14 protein-coding genes and 2 pseudogenes are annotated in these 15,965 nt (G+C 73.9%); 9 read left to right on the top strand and 7 right to left on the bottom strand.

Annotated features, from left to right (window positions below; translation table 11 throughout):
* Window positions 1-13 precede the first annotated feature (13 nt).
* Window positions 14-994, top strand: coding sequence for an ATP-binding cassette domain-containing protein (locus J7I94_RS17675; RefSeq protein WP_215168076.1), 981 nt, complete (start codon window positions 14-16; stop codon window positions 992-994).
* A complete protein-coding gene (locus J7I94_RS17670) occupies window positions 991-1,788 on the top strand; it encodes an ABC transporter permease (RefSeq protein ID WP_215168075.1) in 798 nt (265 codons plus the stop codon). Before J7I94_RS17675 ends, J7I94_RS17670 begins: the two co-directional genes overlap by 4 nt.
* On the opposite strand, the gene J7I94_RS17665 is transcribed toward J7I94_RS17670, so the two are convergent.
* Together J7I94_RS17665 and J7I94_RS17660 are read right to left on the bottom strand one after the other, a co-directional pair.
* Window positions 1,766-4,975, bottom strand: coding sequence for a BTAD domain-containing putative transcriptional regulator (locus J7I94_RS17665; RefSeq protein ID WP_215168074.1), 3,210 nt, complete (start codon window positions 4,973-4,975; stop codon window positions 1,766-1,768). The two genes, J7I94_RS17670 and J7I94_RS17665, sit on opposite strands and share 23 nt — an antisense overlap.
* 240 nt (window positions 4,976-5,215) lie before the next feature.
* A pseudogene (locus J7I94_RS17660) lies at window positions 5,216-5,755 on the bottom strand (helix-turn-helix domain-containing protein); the annotation flags it as partial.
* A 95-nt stretch (window positions 5,756-5,850) separates the two neighbouring features.
* On the opposite strand from J7I94_RS17660, the gene J7I94_RS17655 reads away from it, so the two are divergent.
* Both J7I94_RS17655 and J7I94_RS17650 read left to right on the top strand, forming a co-directional pair.
* Window positions 5,851-6,798, top strand: coding sequence for a S9 family peptidase (locus J7I94_RS17655; protein ID WP_215168073.1), 948 nt, complete (start codon window positions 5,851-5,853; stop codon window positions 6,796-6,798).
* 72 nt (window positions 6,799-6,870) lie between these two features.
* Window positions 6,871-7,767: a CPBP family intramembrane glutamic endopeptidase gene (locus J7I94_RS17650; protein ID WP_251075300.1), complete on the top strand. Its 897-nt coding sequence runs from the start codon at window positions 6,871-6,873 to the stop codon at window positions 7,765-7,767.
* A gap of 71 nt (window positions 7,768-7,838) precedes the next feature.
* Here the strand turns inward: J7I94_RS17650 and J7I94_RS17645 are convergent, their stop codons facing one another.
* Entirely contained in the window at window positions 7,839-8,177 is a 339-nt protein-coding gene (locus J7I94_RS17645) for a MerR family transcriptional regulator (protein WP_215168072.1), read from the bottom strand.
* A gap of 132 nt (window positions 8,178-8,309) precedes the next feature.
* On the opposite strand from J7I94_RS17645, the gene J7I94_RS17640 reads away from it, so the two are divergent.
* Together J7I94_RS17640 and J7I94_RS39015 are read left to right on the top strand one after the other, a co-directional pair.
* Complete coding sequence (locus J7I94_RS17640; protein WP_215168071.1) at window positions 8,310-8,687, top strand: hypothetical protein; 378 nt, start codon at window positions 8,310-8,312, stop codon at window positions 8,685-8,687.
* The gene (locus J7I94_RS39015) at window positions 8,684-8,812 is read left to right on the top strand and encodes a hypothetical protein (protein ID WP_285442637.1); all 129 of its coding nucleotides are present in this window, start codon (window positions 8,684-8,686) and stop codon (window positions 8,810-8,812) included. Before J7I94_RS17640 ends, J7I94_RS39015 begins: the two co-directional genes overlap by 4 nt.
* A 50-nt stretch (window positions 8,813-8,862) precedes the next feature.
* Here the strand turns inward: J7I94_RS39015 and J7I94_RS17635 are convergent, their stop codons facing one another.
* Together J7I94_RS17635 and J7I94_RS17630 are read right to left on the bottom strand one after the other, a co-directional pair.
* A complete protein-coding gene (locus J7I94_RS17635) occupies window positions 8,863-10,353 on the bottom strand; it encodes a DEAD/DEAH box helicase (RefSeq protein WP_215168070.1) in 1,491 nt (496 codons plus the stop codon).
* Between the two features lie 336 nt (window positions 10,354-10,689).
* On the bottom strand, window positions 10,690-10,896 hold the full coding sequence (locus J7I94_RS17630; protein ID WP_215168069.1) for a cold-shock protein: 207 nt from the start codon (window positions 10,894-10,896) through the stop codon (window positions 10,690-10,692).
* A gap of 499 nt (window positions 10,897-11,395) precedes the next feature.
* Between J7I94_RS17630 and J7I94_RS17625 the strand changes: the two genes are divergently transcribed.
* From J7I94_RS17625 to J7I94_RS17615, 3 genes are all read left to right on the top strand, one after another.
* Window positions 11,396-12,133, top strand: a complete 738-nt coding sequence (locus J7I94_RS17625; RefSeq protein WP_215168068.1) for a response regulator transcription factor — start codon at window positions 11,396-11,398, stop codon at window positions 12,131-12,133.
* Window positions 12,134-12,783: 650 nt separating this feature from the next.
* A complete protein-coding gene (locus J7I94_RS17620) occupies window positions 12,784-14,241 on the top strand; it encodes an ATP-binding protein (protein WP_215168098.1) in 1,458 nt (485 codons plus the stop codon).
* A gap of 32 nt (window positions 14,242-14,273) precedes the next feature.
* Window positions 14,274-15,596: a DUF3500 domain-containing protein gene (locus J7I94_RS17615; RefSeq protein ID WP_215168067.1), complete on the top strand. Its 1,323-nt coding sequence runs from the start codon at window positions 14,274-14,276 to the stop codon at window positions 15,594-15,596.
* Between the two features lie 17 nt (window positions 15,597-15,613).
* Here J7I94_RS17615 and J7I94_RS17610 read toward each other — a convergent pair.
* Together J7I94_RS17610 and J7I94_RS17605 are read right to left on the bottom strand one after the other, a co-directional pair.
* A pseudogene (locus J7I94_RS17610) lies at window positions 15,614-15,826 on the bottom strand (peptidase); the annotation flags it as partial.
* Entirely contained in the window at window positions 15,799-15,942 is a 144-nt protein-coding gene (locus J7I94_RS17605) for a hypothetical protein (RefSeq protein ID WP_215168103.1), read from the bottom strand. The pseudogene J7I94_RS17610 and the gene J7I94_RS17605, both read right to left, overlap by 28 nt.
* Between the last annotated feature and the right edge of the window lie 23 nt (window positions 15,943-15,965).

Below are 15,965 nucleotides of genomic sequence, written 5' to 3'. Positions count from 1 at the left end.
GCACGCTCTTCGCATGACGACGACAGACCGTGCCACCGGGCACCACGAGCCCGCCATCTCCGCCGCCGGACTGCGCAAGAGCTACGGCGACAAGACCGTTCTCGACGGCATCGATCTCCAGGTCCCCGCCGGCTCGGTGTTCGCCCTGCTCGGGCCGAACGGCGCCGGCAAGACCACGGTGGTCAACATCCTCTCCACGCTGATCTCCGCCGACGCCGGACACGCGCGGATCGCCGGGCACGACCTGGTCGCCGAGGGGCAGGCGGTGCGGGCCGCGATCGGGGTCACCGGGCAGTTCTCCGCCGTGGACGGGCTGATCACCGGGGAGGAGAACATGCTGCTCATGGCCGACCTGCACCATCTGTCCAAGGAGGAGGGGCGACGGGTCACCGCCGAGCTGCTGGAGCGGTTCGACCTGGTCGACGCGGCGAAGAAGCCGGCCTCGACCTACTCGGGCGGCATGAAGCGGCGGCTGGACATCGCCATGACGCTGGTCGGCGGCCCGCGGATCATCTTCCTGGACGAGCCGACGACCGGGCTCGACCCCCGCTCCCGGCACACCATGTGGGGGATCATCCGGGAGCTGGTCTCCGACGGGGTCACCGTCTTCCTCACCACGCAGTACCTGGAGGAGGCCGATCAGCTCGCCGACCGGATCGCCGTCCTGGACGGCGGCCGGTTCGTCGCCGAGGGCAGCGCGGAGGAGCTGAAGCGGCTGGTGCCGGGCGGGCATGTGCGGCTGCGTTTCGCCGACCCGGTGGCGTACGGGCGGGCCGCGGAGGCGCTGCGCGAGACGACGCGGGACGACCAGGCCCTCACCCTGCACATCCCCAGCGACGGCAGTCAGCGCGAGCTGCGCGCGGTCCTCGACTGGCTGGACGCGGCCGGGATCGAGGCCGACGAGCTGTCCGTGCACACCCCTGACCTGGACGACGTGTTCTTCGCCCTGACCGGCAACGCCGCACCCGCCAAGACCGAGGAGACCGTCCGATGAGCACGCCCCCGACCCACGCCCTGCGCGACAACCTGACCATGCTGCGGCGCAACCTCCTGCACGCCCGCCGCTACCCCTCCCTCACCCTGAACCTCCTGCTCACCCCGGTCATGCTGCTCCTGCTCTTCGTCTACGTCTTCGGGGACGTGATGAGCGCCGGCATCGACGGCGGCGGCCCCGACCGCGCCGAGTACCTCGCCTACCTGCTCCCCGGCATCCTGCTGATGACCGTCGGCGGCACCGCCCTGGGCATCGCCGTGTCCGTGGCGATGGACATGACCGAGGGGATCATCGCCCGGTTCCGCACCATGGCGATCTCCCGTTCCTCCGTGCTGACCGGCCATGTCCTGGGCAGCGTGATCCAGACGCTGGGCGCCCTGGTGCTGGTGCTGGCCCTCGGGTTCGCCCTCGGGTTCCGGTCCGGCGCGACGCCCGTGGAGTGGCTGGCCGCGACCGGGCTGCTGGCCCTGTTCAGCCTGGCCGTCACCTGGATCGCGGTCGGCATCGGCCTGGCCAGCCCCAACGCCGAGGGCGCCGGCAACATCGGCATGCCGCTGGTGCTGCTGCCGATGCTGGGCAGCGCGTTCGTGCCGGTGGAGGCGATGCCGGGCTGGTTCCGCTGGTTCGCCGAGTACCAGCCGTTCACGCCGGTCATCGAGACGCTGCGCGGACTGCTGTCCGGCACGGGCATCGGGACCACGAACGCCGTGCTGGCACTGGGCTGGTCGCTGGGGCTGGTGGTGCTCGGGTACGCCTGGTCCAGGGCCCTGTTCACGCGCGAGCCGCGGCGCTGAGCAGCTCCCGCGCCGCCCGCGCCCGCAGCTCCTCCCGCCCCAGGGCGGCGTACGCCGACCTCGCCTCGGTGTACGCCGCCCGGTCGGCGTCCTCGGCGGCCTGCCGGGCCCGCGCGGCGGACAGGGCGGGGAACTCCCTTACCAACGGCAGCCGTTCCGCCAGCGCCACCAGCCGCACGGCCTCCGTGTCCCCCGAGGCCAGCCCGGCCAGCCCGAGCGCCAGCAACGCCGTGCCGTACGGCGGCAGTTCGGCGGGGCCACCGCCGAGGGCATCGGCAGGGCCCCCGCCGGTGGAGGCGTCCCCCGTCCCCGTCCCCGGCAGCATCCCCAGCAGCTCCCCCCGCAACTCCGCCACCAGCCCCGCCACCGGCGCCGGCCGCCCGTGCAGCGCGTGCGCCGCCACCGCGGCCGACCGCACCTCCAGCGACCAGGGGTCCATGAACGGGTCGCCGGCGTACTGCGCCCCGTCCTCCCGCAGCCGCTCCACCGCCTGGCGCCACAGCCCGAGCCCCACCTCGGTCAGCCCCCGGGCCAGCGCTATCTCCGCGCGGGCCACGAGGTCGGGGGTGTAGACGGCGGCGGGGTCCGAGACGGTGCGGTCCAGGGAGGCGAGCCGCAGCCAGTACTCCGCCTCGTCCGTCTCCCCGCGCTGGAGGCAGGCCAGCACCAGCCCCCAGCGGACCCCGATCACGTCCGTCCAGTCCCCGGACCCGCCGAACGCGTCCAGCGCGGCCCGCAGATGGACGTACGCCTCCTCGCCCCGCTCGCCGCGCAGGCACAGTTCGCTGATCCGCCCGTGGCACAGCAGCCGTACCGCGGGGTTCTCCAGCGGCCCGAGCGCGTCCAGCATCCGGCGGGCGTACTCCAGGGCGCGCTCCGGTTCGTTCCGGGACTGCCAGAGGTAGCTGGCGGTGCCGGAGGCGAGGCAGGCCAGCAGCGGTTCGTCCGCCTCGCACAGTTCCGTCAGCCGCTCGTAGCGCGGCGGGCGCATCTCCGGGAACGCGCGCAGCACGAGGGCCATCGCCCGCAGCACCGTGTCCGGCGGGGCGGGTGGCAGCCGGCGCAGGGTGACGAGCTGGCGTACGGCGTGCGGGCCGTAGCCCATGAAGAGGCTGGCCGCGCACACCGTCGCCGCGGTGCGGGCGGGTTCGACGTCCTCGGGCCCGGGCCGGAACCGGGACAGCGGACCGCCGGTGTCGACGGCGAGGGCGGCGAGCCGCTCGTAGTGGGTGTCGGTGGCCCACAGGGAGGCCAGTACGGCGGTCAGGGCGGCGGTGGCGGGACCGTCGGACCGGGCCAGGGCGTACCGCAGGGCGAGGACGAGGTTGTCCTGCTCGGCGCGGATGCGGTGCCAGGAGGGCATCGGGTCGCCGCTGAACAGCACGTCGTGGTGGGCGCGTCCGAAGTCCCGCGCCCAGTCCAGGAACCGGCCGGTGACCGCCTCCTCCTCGCCGGCCTCCGCGCGCCGGGCGGCGCTGAACTCCCGCAGCGTCTCCAGCATGTGGAAGCGCACCCCGGCGGGGCTGTCGTCCACCTTCAGCAGCGACTGCCCGGCGAGCCGCTCCAGCAGGTCCAGGGCGTCGCCGGTGTGGGTGCCGGTGCCGGTGCCGGTGCCGGTCAGGAAATACTCGGCGGCCTCCGCCGTGAAGCCCCGGGGGAAGACCGACAGCGCCCGCAGCGCGGCCCGGCCGTCGTCCTCCAGCAGGTTCCAGCTCCACTCGACCACCGCCCGCAGGGTCCGGTGCCGTTCGGGCGCGTCCCGGGCGCCGCCGCGCAGCAGCGCGAAACGGTCCCTCAGGCGCCGGGATATGTCGGGCACGGACAGTACCCGCACCCGGGCCGCGGCCAGTTCGACGGCGAGCGGCAGCCCGTCCAGGTGGCGGCAGATCTCGGCGACGGCGTCGGCGTCCAGTTCCACGCCGGGCCGGGCCGCCCGCGCCCGCTGCGCGAAGAGGGCGGCGGAGGTGGCCGGGGAGAGTTCGGGAAGGGCGTACAGGGACTCGGAGGACAGTCCCAGCGGGGCCCGGCTGGTGGCCAGCACCCGCAGCCGCGCGGACCGCGCCGTCAGCGCCTGTACGAGGTCGGCGGCGCCGTCGATCACCTGCTCGCAGTTGTCCAGCACCAGCAGGGCGGGCCCGGTGCCCAGCGCGGTGAGGATGCCGCCCACCACGTCCGGGCCGCCTCCGGCGAACGGCCGGCCCTCCCCGGCGCCCACCGCGGAGGCCACCTCACCGGCCACGCCGGCGCCGTCGGTGACCCCGGCCAGCGGCACGAAGTGCACGACGGGCTGTTCGGCCGCCCGGGCCACGGCGTGCGCCAGCCGGGTCTTGCCCAGCCCGCCGGGCCCGACGACGGTGACCACCCGGGCGGTGCGCAGCAGCGCGGACACGGCGGCGATGTCGGCGTCCCGGCCCAGCAGCGGGTTGGGGTCGTGCGGCACGCCGTGGCGGACCGGCGGCGCGTCCGCGGCCAGCAGCTCCCGCTGGACGGACTTCAGCTCCCGCCCGGGGTCGGTGCCCAGTTCGTCGCGGAGCCTGCGGCGGTGGTTCTCGTACCGGGTCAGGGCGGCGGCCCGGCCCGCGCCGGCGGCCTCGCAGCGCAGCAGCTCGGCCAGCACCTCCTCGTCGTACGGCGCCGCCCCGGCCAGCTCCGTCAGCGGTGCCGTCGCCTCCGCCCGGCGCCCGCAGCGGGCGAGCGCCAGTGCGCGGGTGCGGACCAGGGAGCGGTACGCCCCGGCGCGCGCCGTGCGCAGCGCCACCACCGGATCGCGCAGGTCCTCGCCCGCGCCGGCGCCGACGGTGCCGTCCCACAGCGCGAGACCGGCCTCGGCCTCCCGCAGCGCGCCCGCGTGGTCCCCGGCCGCGGCCCGTTCCGCGCTCGCCGCCTCGTGCAGGAGGAGCGCGGAGCTGTCGACCTGCCGTTCGTCCAGCGCCAGCCGGTAGCCGGTCGGCGTGCTCACGATCAGGTCGGCGCCGAGCTGCGACCGGAGCCGGGAGACCAGTACCTGGACGGCCTTGGCCGGCCGCTCCGGCCGCTCGTCCGGCCACAGGCCCTCGACCAGCCGGCCAGTGCCGCATCCGGCGCGCACCTCGTCCGCCAGCAGGGCCAGCAGACCGCGCGGCCGCGGGGCGGTGATCTCCCTCCCGCGGCAACGGACTTCGGACAGCAGTACCAGCTCGGTGGTCATGCGCGCAGACTAGCCAGCGGGCGGCGGAGGCGACCCTTCCGCGCCCGGCGCCCGACCCGCCTCCCCGGCTTCCTCGGACTCCCCGGCTTCCTCGGACTCCCCGGACTCCCCGGACTCCCCGGCCTCCCGGGTCTCCCAAGCCCCCCGAGTCTTCCCAGCCTCCCGGGTCTCCCCGGCTTCCCCGGTCTCCTCGGACTCTCCGGACTCTCCGGACTCTCCGGACTCCCCGGCCTCCCGGGTCTCCCCAGTCTCCCCGGCCTTGTCGGGCACCAGGGCGAGGCTGATGATGTGCCGGGTGCGGCCGTCGCCGGAGGTGTGGTGGGTGCGGCGGGCGACCAGGGCCTCCAGTTCCGCCACCAGGTCCGTGAACTCCTCGGGGGTCGCCCACACCGCGCCCTGCCGGTAGAGGACGCCCTCGCGCGCGGGTTCGGCGTCGTCCCGGGAGAGGTAACGGTCGAAGCCGTCCATCAGCGCCCCGGTGAAGACGGTGACGGCCTGCCGGTGGTCGTCCTTGGTCATGGCCTCGCGGGCGTCCTGGTCGACGAGGGCCGCGTCCTGCCGGACCCGGTAACTGCGTTCGACCGTCCCGCGTACGGGTCTTTCCTGGACCACTTCGATGATGCCGGCCTTGGTGAGGGTCGCGACGTGCCGGTACATGGTCGCCGGCGCGATGTCCGGGAGGCGTTCCCTGAGCTGGGCGGTGGTCAGTTCACCGGCGCCGACCAGGGTCTGGAGGATGCGCATCCGGACCGGGTGGAGGAGGAGGTTCGCGGTAGCCATGACTTCATGATCTCATATCTGATAACGTTCTCGTTGTTGAGAACGAACAGCGCACGACGGAGAACGAACGAACCGCGCGACGAAGGGGCGGAGCCTTGCCCGACATCGACATGACGGTCACCGCGGACGACGGGACCCCGCTGGCCGGCACCCTGACGCTGCCCGCCGGTCCCGGCCCGCACCCGGCCGTCCTGCTGCTGCACGGCTCCGGCCCGCTGGACCGGGACGGCAACGCCCCGAAGCTCAGGATGGACCTGGCACGGCCGGTGGCCGAGGCCCTCGCCGCCCGGGGGATCGCCACCCTGCGCTACGACCGCCGCGGGAACGGCGCCACCCCCGGCGACTGGCGGACCGCCGGCTTCACCGACAACCGCCGGGACGCCGCGGCGGCCGTGCGCGCCCTGGCGGACCGGTCCGACGTCCGCGCGGACGCGGTCGGCGTGATCGGCCACAGCGAGGGCGCGCTGCACGCCATGTCCCTGGCCGCCCGCACGGACCTGCGTGCGGTGGTGCTGCTGGCCGGCTTCGCCGACCTGGGCGAGGATGCCTTCCGCTGGCAGGGCCGCTCCGTCGTGGCGAGCATGCCCGCCCCCGTCCGGCTGCTGCGCCGGCCGCTGGCGGGGCTGGGCGGCCTGGTCCTCGCCCGGGTGAAGAGGACCCGTACGGATGTGGCGCGGGTGGCCGGGAGCAAGGTCAACGCCCGCTGGCTGCGGGAGCTGCTCGCCCATGACAGCCGGGACGACCTCGCCGCCATCGACGCCCCCGTCCTCGCCGTCACCGGCGACAAGGACCTCCAGGTCGACCCGGACGACCTGAAGGAGATCGCCCGGCTGGTCCCCGGCGGCGCCGAGACCCACCGCGTCGCCGACCTCACCCACGTCCTGCGGCGCGACCCCGGTCGCCCCACCCTGAACGGCTACCGCCGGCTGCTGCGCGAGCCGGTCGACGCCGGCCTGCTCGACCTCGTCGCCGAGTGGCTCGCCCGCCGGCTGGACGCGGCCCCGGCGGAGCCCCCGGCCGAGGGGCGCACGGCCGCTTCCTGACCTCGGGCGCCCCCGCGGGCACCCCCCTCCCCACACAAACCTCTCCGGACACCCGGCAAAGGATGATTTGGCATGCCCACATCACACACGTCCGTCCCCTCCCAGAACCCCGCCACCCCCGACCGCCGCCGCGCCGACCTGATCCTCTTCATGGTCATCGCCTTCGCCGTGAGCTGGGCCTCCTGGGGCGGCGCGATGGCGATCGGCGGACCGGCGACAGGCGGCGAGCCCGCGTACGCGCCCTTCCTCCTCGGCGCCTTCGGCCCGCTGATCGGCGCCCTGGTGATCCGTGTCCGGCGCCGCCGCCGGGGCGAGCCGGTCCCGCCGCACGCGGTGCGCTACCGCCCGGCCGCCCTGCCCTGGGCGCTGCTGCTGATGGTGCTGGCCTCGGCGGCCGTGCTGGTCGCCGCGGCGATCGGGCACGTCGCGGGCGGCCCCGCGCTGAGCTGGACGGACGCCAAGGACGTGATGAACGGCATGGGCGGCCCGGCGGCGTTCCTGGTCAGCATGATCGTCTCCGGCCCCCTGTCGGAGGAGCCGGGCTGGCGCGGCACCGCGTACCCGAGGATGCGCGCCACGATGGGACTCTTCCCGGTCACTCTGATCCTGGGTGTCGTCTGGGCCGTGTGGCACCTGCCGCTGTTCCTCATCGACGGGACCGTCCAGCACGACCTGGGTCTCGCCACCCCCGGCGGTGTGCTCTTCGCCGCCGGCAACATCCCGATGGCCATGCTGGTCACCTGCGCCTACCAGCGGGCCGGTGTGGTCGCCTCGATCGCCGTGCACTTCGCGGTCAACACGACGATGATCCTGCTGGGCGTGGACACCCCGGTGACCCAGGCCCTGATCATCGGCATGCAGCTGATCCTCGTAGCGCTGCTCCTGGTCACGCACCGCTCCGCGACCGGGCCCGCAGTCCCGGGCACCCCGCCCCCGGCACAGCGTGCCGAGGAACCGGCCCACGTCTGACCTCCGGGCACGCCGGCCCGCCTCTCGCCCCGCCTCTCGCCCCGACCGGGACGAGAAGCGGGGCGCCCGTCTCAGCCGGTCCCGCCCGTCTTCTCACCGGCCGCGCGCCGGTACTCCGCGTTGATGCGCTGCGCCTCTTCCAACTGGTCCTCGAGGATGACGATGCGACAGGCGGCCTCGATCGGGGTGCCCTGGTCGACGAGTTCGCGGGCCCGTGCGGCGATCCGCAACTGGTAGCGCGAATACCGGCGGTGACCTCCCCCGGAGCGGAGCGGGGTGATCAGACGAGCCTCCCCGAGGGCCCGCAGGAAGCCGGGGGTGGTGCCGAGCATCTCGGCGGCCCGGCCGATGGTGTACGCGGGGTAGTCGTCGTCGTCCAGCCGTTCGCTGAGCGGATTGCCTGCTGTCATGTCACCTCGTAGTGCAACGCGTCCAGGGGCCCGGCGCCGTACGGCGCCGGGCCCCTGGGGAATTCAACACCATCGGGCCGCAAAGCCGCCGCGGCGGCCGGGCTCCTACGGGTGACCCATAGACTCGATCCCATGCCGAACCCTGATGAGCTGCTCGTCTCCATCGCCGCCATGGTGGAGTCGGAGCCGAGCAATCAGATGTCACTGACCGTTGTCGCCCAGGGCGCCGTCATCACCGGCCGCCTGGCTCCGGAAGCCACCTGGAGGGAGCGGGTGGCGGAGGTGCTGCGCGCCTCCGACCGGCTGAGCCCGTTCTCCGACGCCTTCGTCCGACAGCGGGAGAAGGAGCGGGAACGGCCCGACGGACAGGCGCCGACGCATCTGCACTTCCACCTCGCGCGCATCCTCCAGGGCAGTCTCGGGATTCCCGAGACGGGAGGGATGTACCGCGTGGCGATCAGGGACGTCAGCGCCTGGACCGTGGGCGACTTCAGCTACTCAGACCGATGAAACCGATGAAACCGATTGAACCGATTGAACCGATTGCACCGATCGAGCCGGTTGAACCGATGAAACCGATCGAGCCGATGAAACCGATCGAGCCGATCGAGCCGATGAACCGATCGAGCCGATGAACCGATCGAGCCGATCGAGCCGATGAACCGGTGCGTCGCGGCCGTACGGGTCAGCGGGCGCCGCCCGTCCCCTGCCGCCGCGGCGCACCGCCGCCGGTCCGGCCGCCGGCCGCGGAACGGCGACGGCCGCGCCGCGCGGAACCCGACCCCCCGCCGGACTGCGCACGCCGCGGACGCTCCGGGGAGGGCGTGGGCGCGGGGATGACGACGGGGACGCCGGAGGGCTCCTGGGCGCCGGTGATCCGGCTCAGCTCCTCCTCGCCCGGCCGTACCCGGGTGACCTGCGGGACGATCCCGGCCGCCGACACGAGCCGGGTGACCTCCCGGCGCTGACTGGGCGTGACCAGCGTGATCACGCTGCCGGACTCGCCCGCACGGGCGGTACGGCCACCGCGGTGCAGGTAATCCTTGTGGTCACCGGGCGGATCGACGTTGACGACCAGGTCGAGGTTGTCGACGTGGATGCCGCGGGCCGCGACGTTGGTCGCGATCAGCGCGGTCACCTGGCCGCTCTTGAACTGGGCGAGGGTGCGGGTGCGCTGCGGCTGGGACTTGCCGCCGTGCAGGGCCGCCGCGCGGACGCCGCTCTTCAGCAGGTGCTTGGTGAGCCGGTCCACCGCGTGCTTGGTGTCCAGGAACATGATCACCGAGCCGTCGCGGGCCGCGATCTCGGTGGCGGTGCGCTGCTTGTCGTCGTCCAGTACGTGGAGCAGGTGGTGCTCCATCGTGGTGACGGCGCCCTGGGACGGGTCGACGGAGTGCACCACCGGGTCCGACAGGTAACGGCGGACCAGCAGGTCGACGTTGCGGTCCAGGGTGGCGGAGAACAGCAGTCGCTGCCCGTCCGGGCGTACCTGGTCGAGGAGTGCGGTGACCTGGGGCATGAAGCCCATGTCGGTCATCTGGTCGGCCTCGTCCAGGACGGTGACGGCGACGTCGTCGAGGCGGCAGTCGCCGCGGTCGATGAGGTCCTTGAGCCGGCCCGGCGTCGCGACGACGATCTCCGCGCCGGAGCGCAGCGCCCCGGCCTGCCGGCCGATCGACATGCCGCCGACCACGGTGGCCAGCCGCAGCGCGACGGAGCGGGCGAACGGGGTGAGCGCGTCGGTGACCTGCTGGGCCAGTTCCCGGGTGGGGACCAGGACCAGGGCGAGCGGGCGCTTCGACTCGGCGCGCTGCCCCTGGGTACGGGTGACCACCGCGAGGCCGAAGGCCAGGGTCTTGCCCGAGCCGGTCCGGCCGCGGCCGAGGACGTCCCGGCCGGCCAGGGAGTTCGGCAGGGTGGCCGCCTGGATGGGGAACGGGACGGTCATGCCCTCGGCGGTGAGGGTGGCCAGCACCCGCGGGGGCAGCTCGAGTTCGGCGAACGACTCGACCGCGGGCAGCGCGGGCGTGATCGTCTTGGGCAGCGCGAACTCGCCGCCCTGGGGCGCGGAGGGACGGCGTCCGCCTCCGCCCTGGGGGCGGCGGCGGGGCCCGCCGGAGCGCTTGCCGGCGGAGCCGGAGCGGTCGTACGGGCGGTCGGCACGTGCACGGTTCATACGGAACCTTCCTTGACGCGGCACGTGCCAGGGAATTCCCGCAGCGGTGAAACGGCGCAGAGAATCGCGAGAACGAGCCGGGAGCGATGGGGCCGGGAGGCGAGGGGACAGGGGGATGGATACACGGACCGGTGACCGATGGTCGAGTCCGTTCCGTTGAACGGGAGGGAAATCCTTGAAATTCCCTGAAGTCTCTGAAAGTTCGGAAGAACGCGAGACCTCTGAAACTCCTGAAGCCCTGTACCCCTGAAATCCCCGGAATGCAATGAGCTGGGGCCCGCACCCCACGGTGCGGGCCCCAGCTGTGAAGTACGCGTCAGCTGACTGACGGCGTCGTCAGTTGGAGGGAACGATGTTCTCCGCCGTCGGGCCCTTCTGGCCCTGCGCGATGTCGAACGTCACCTTCTGACCTTCCAGGAGCTCGCGGAAGCCCTGGGCCTGGATGTTGGAGTAGTGGGCGAAGACGTCGGGGCCGCCGCCGTCCTGCTCGATGAAGCCGAAGCCCTTTTCGGCGTTGAACCACTTCACGGTGCCGGAAGCCATGAGAATCTCCTTTGGAGGACGGTGCACGAAGCACACCCTGTGTGTACTTCGGTCGCCGCGATGATCACCCCGTCGGAAAGACTGGCAACCAACTGCAACTGATGTCGACACTAGCACGGCACGATCGGCGCAGGGAGCGGGGATTTCCGCAGCCCAGGGCCGCCCGCGTACCCTTTCCGGGAATATTCACCGGACGTCACGAAAATTTCTTACGTCGTCGGCACAGATATTGCCCCGTTCGCGGTGCAGGGTCGCCGGACCGGGCCCGGGTCCGGACCGTGCCCGTACGGCCGTGACCTCCCACGACGCCTGCGCGACGCCTCCGGAAGCGCGGCCGGGAGCGGGAGTACGGGCCGGTGCGGGGCCCGCCCCCGGGGAGACAAACGCCACAGGCGTCACAGACGCCCGCTCGGGTGACCCCCGAGGCGCCGGCCCGCTTCACGGCCGTGCGACGGGTGGCCCACAGGGAGCTCTCAGCGTTCCGGGACAGGGTGTGAGTATGCCTGCCGTCCGTGGAGTCCCCACCGCCCGCCCGGGCACGGTCCGGGTCCTGATCGTCGACGACGAGCCCGAACTGACCGAACTGCTGGCGTGGGCCGTCACCGAGGCCGGCTGGCGGCCGTTCCTCGCCCGGGACGGCCGCAGCGCCCTCACCCTGGCCCGCGGCTGCGCCCCGCACGCCGTCGTCCTGGACTGGATGCTGCCCGACCTGGACGGCCTCCAGGTACTGCGGCGGCTGCGCTACGAGGACGCGCGGCTGCCGGTGCTCATGCTGACCGCCCGCGACGCGCTGGACCACCGCCTCGAAGGGCTGTCGGCGGGCGCCGACGACTACGTGACCAAGCCGTTCTCGCTGGAGGAGGTCATGCTCCGGCTGCGCGGGCTGCTGCGCCGGTCCGGCGCCGAGGAGGAGACGGCGGCCGACGGGTCCGTCCTGGCCCTCGGCGACCTGGTGGTGTCCGTGAAGACCCGGACGGTGCAGCGCGCCGGGGAGCCGATCGCGCTCACCGCCAAGGAGTTCGACCTGCTCGCGTTCCTGATGCGGCATCCGCGCCAGGTGCTCAGCAAGGCGCAGATCCTCGGCGAGGTGTGGAGCGGGGCGTTCGACAGCGAGGGGAACCTGGTGGAGGTCTACATCTACGGCCTGCGCGCGAAGATCGACAAGGGACGGGCACCGATGATCCACACGGTGCGCGGCGCCGGCTACGTGCTGCGGGCCGCCGGTGACGGCACATGAGCGTCGTGCCGGACCGGTGGCGGGGCACCGGCCTCGGCGCGGGCGGCGCGCCGGGGCGGAGGCCGGGCCGGCTCCGGGGCGCGCGGCTTGCGCCGGGCCGGAGGCGGGGCGCCGGTCCTGATGTGGGCGGCGTGCCGGGTCGAGGGCGGGTCGCGTGGCTTGTGCCGGGCCGGTGGCGGGATGCGCGGCTTGCGCCGGGCCGGGGGCGCGAGGCGAGGTCCTGGCCGGGCCCGGGGCGGGTCGCTGCCCGGCCTGCCCGGTTGCGGGTCGCGCGGCTGCTGCCGGGCCGGTGGTGGGGCGCCGCCCCCGACGCGGGCCTCATGCCGGGCGGTCGCCGCGACGTGCGGCCCGTGCCGGGCGGGCTGAAGGGCCGGTCGCTGCGGCTGAAGGACCCGCAGACGAAGGGCCCGCGGCGGAAGGACCGGGGGTTCAAGGACCCGCGGCGGAAGGACCCGCGGTTCAAGGACCTGCGGCCGAAGGCCCCGCGGTTCAAGGACCGGCGGTTCAAGGACCGGCGGTTCAAGGACCGGCGGTTCAAGGACCCGCGGCCGAAGGGCCCGTGGCTGAAGGCCCCCCGGTTGAAGAGCCTCTCGCTGCGGGCCCGGCTGGTGCTGTTCACCTCCGTGGTGCTGTGCGCCGTGTGCGCGGCGATGGGCGTCACCACGATCCTGGTGCAGCGCGCCCACCTGCTGGCCGACCTGGACCAGCGGGTGCGGGACGCCGCCGAGCACGCGCAGGGCGCCGCCCGCCACCGCACGGGCGGCGCCACCGACCTGAGCTACCTCAGTGAGGAGGGACAGACCACCGGCGCCGTCGCGGCCCGCCTCGACCCGGCCGACGACGCCGGGCGGGTCACCGCCGCCGAGGTGGTGACCGGGGACGGCGACCGGACGGTCCTCACCGCCGCGCAGCGCGTCGCGCTGGCCGGCCTCGCCGTCGACGGCACCCTGCACACCCGTACCGTCCCCGGCCTCGGCACCTACCGGGTGACCGCCGTCGCCGGCGAGGCCGCGCCGGTGCTGGCCGGGCTCCCGATGGACCACGTCCAGCACGCCGTCGACCACATGGCCGTGACCGAGGCGGTCATCGCCGGCGCCGGGCTGCTGGCCGCGGGCGGTGTCTGCGCGGTGGTCATCCGCCGCGAGCTGCGCCCGCTGGGCCGGGTGGCGGCGACCGCCGCGTCGGTGGCCGGCGCCCCGCTGGAGTGCGGGGAGGGCGTCCGCCTCACCCGGGTGCCCGCCCGGGACACCGACCCGCGCACCGAGGCCGGGCAGGTGGGCGCCGCCCTCAACCACCTCATCGACCGCGTCGAGTCCTCGCTGGCCGGGCGGCGGCGCAGCGAGGAGCGGATGCGCCGCTTCCTCGCCGACGCCGGCCACGAACTGCGCACCCCGCTCGCCTCGATCGCCGGGTACGCCGAACTGATGGGCCGGGGCGCGGCGGACATCGAGCCGGGCCTGGCGTGGCGCCGGGTCTCCGCGCAGTCCGCCCGGATGACCGTGCTGGTCGAGGACCTGCTGCTGCTCGCCCGGCTGGACGAGGGCCGGCCGCTGGAGGCGGTCGAGGTCGACCTCGCCACCCTGGTCGCGGAGGCGGTGTGGGACGCGCGGGCGGCGGGCGCCGGCCACGACTGGCGGCTCGCGCTGCGCGTGGACGGCCCGGTCGTGGTGACCGGCGACCCGGCCCGGCTCACCCAGGTCGTCGCCAACCTGCTCGCCAACGCCCGCGCGCACACCCCGCCCGGCACCCGGGTCGACGTCACCGTGGAGGCGACGCCGGCCGGCACCCGCCAGGTCCGGGTACGGGACGACGGGCCCGGCATCCCGCCCGCCCTGCTCCCGTCCGTCTTCGAACGCTTCACCCGCGCCGACACCTCCCGCTCCCGCAAGCCGGGCGAGAACGGCGGCTCCGGGCTGGGCCTGGCCATCGCCGCCGCGATCACCCGGGCGCACGGGGGCCGGGTCACCGTCGAGAGCGAGCCCGGCCGTACGGAGTTCACGGTGACGCTGCCGGGCGCCGCCCCGCTGTCCACCACCTGTGAATGTCCGGGGATTTCAGCCAGGCCTCAGTTGGGCGGACCAGGGTGGCGATCAGGCGGCCGGCCGTAGGGGCGGGCCGGGACTGAAGGGAGCCAGCGACGATGACCGAGCTCGACACCGGGGAGCAGCCGCAGCGGGAGACGGGCCGCCGGGCCCACGCGGACCGCCGTTCCTTCATGCGCAAGGTCTTCTTCGCGTCCGGCGCGACGGCCGTCGCCACGATGGGCGGCGCCGGTGCCTGGGCGGCTCTGGCCGACGACACCACCACGGCCGACGCCTCGGCCTCCGCCTCGCCCTCGGCCGCGCCGAGCGGTGCCCCGGGCGGGGGAGCGGGCGGCCCCGGCAACCAGACCATCACGGAGGACTTCTTCGGCCTGACCACCGACGGCAAGCGGATCGACGACCTGTACTCGATCCACTCCACCAAGGTCGCCACGGACCCGGTCATCACGGCGGCGGCAGCCTTCCTGGCCGGCCTGACCGACGACCAGCGGACGTCGACCCAGTTCACCGTCCACTCCACCGAGTGGCGCCTGTGGAGCAACGTCGACGGCTACTCCCGCCAGGGCGTCTCCCTCGCCGACCTGACCGACGAACAGAAGGCCCTGGGCACCGCCCTGCTCAAGGCGGCCCTCAGCGCCGACGGCCTGGAGACGACGGAGAAGATCCGCCAGATCAACCAGGCGGCCGGCGAGGCGATCGGCAACACGGACGCCTTCAACGAGGACGCCTACTACTGGACCGTGATGGGCACCCCGTCGGCCACCGAGCCCTGGGGCTTCCAGTTCGACGGCCACCACCTGGTGATCAACTACTTCGTGCTGGGCGACCAGGTCGTGATGAGCCCCTGCTTCTGGGGTTCGGAGCCGACCGAGATGGAGATCGACGGGACGACCGTGAAGGTCTGCCACGAGGAGGTCGAGGCGAGCCTCGCCTTCATCAACTCCCTCTCCTCCGCCCAGCGGAAGACCGCCATCGCCTCCGACACCAAGTCGTCCGAGTCGATGAAGGCGGGCGCGTTCTCCGACAACGCGGTCCAGGCGTACGAGGGTCTGCGCTGCGACACCCTGAACGCCGCCCAGCGCACCAGGCTCCTCGCCATCGCCGGGGCGTTCGTGGACCGCGCCAAGGCGGACGCCGCGAAGGTCCGGATGGCCGAGATCACCCAGCACCTCGACGAAACGTACGTCACCTGGGCCGGCGGCATCGCCGACGACTCCGCCTTCTACGTCCGCGTCCAGAGCCCCGTGGTCTGGATCGAGGTCGACTGCCAGGGCCCCGGCCCCCTCGGCGGCGCCTACGACTCCACCCAGGGCACCCCGACCCAGCTGCACGTCCACTCCATCATCCGCACGCCCAACGGCAACGACTACGGCCGCGAGCTGCTCCGCCAGCACTACCTGACGTCTCCGCACCACAACTGAGCGGCCCCGGTGGCGGCTCACGGCCTGCCGTAGGCCGCCACCATCAGCGCCTGAGCCACCTCGTTCATCCCCTCGCCCTTGGCGTCGGTGGAGTTGACGCCGTAGACGAGGGTGCGGGAGCCGTCACGGGTGGCGGAGACGGCCGCGTTGCAGCCCCACCGGCCGCCGGTCTTGCCCCACACCTCGCGCCCGCCGAGCCTCTTCATCGACAGGCCGACGGAGTACGGGTCGCCGGTTCCAGCTCCGGCGCGCGGGGCACCACGAACGGCATCGTCATCGCCGCCTGGACCAGCAGCGCGACGCCGACGTCGGACACCGGCACGCCGGCCGGCAACAGCCTTCTCACCTGAGTCCCCCCCCCGGACCGGA

This window comes from Streptomyces sp. ISL-12 (assembly GCF_018614415.1).
In the GTDB taxonomy this organism is placed as follows: domain Bacteria; phylum Actinomycetota; class Actinomycetes; order Streptomycetales; family Streptomycetaceae; genus Streptomyces.
Note: the sequence above shows the minus strand (reverse complement) of the source record. Positions and strands in the feature narration are given on the sequence as shown.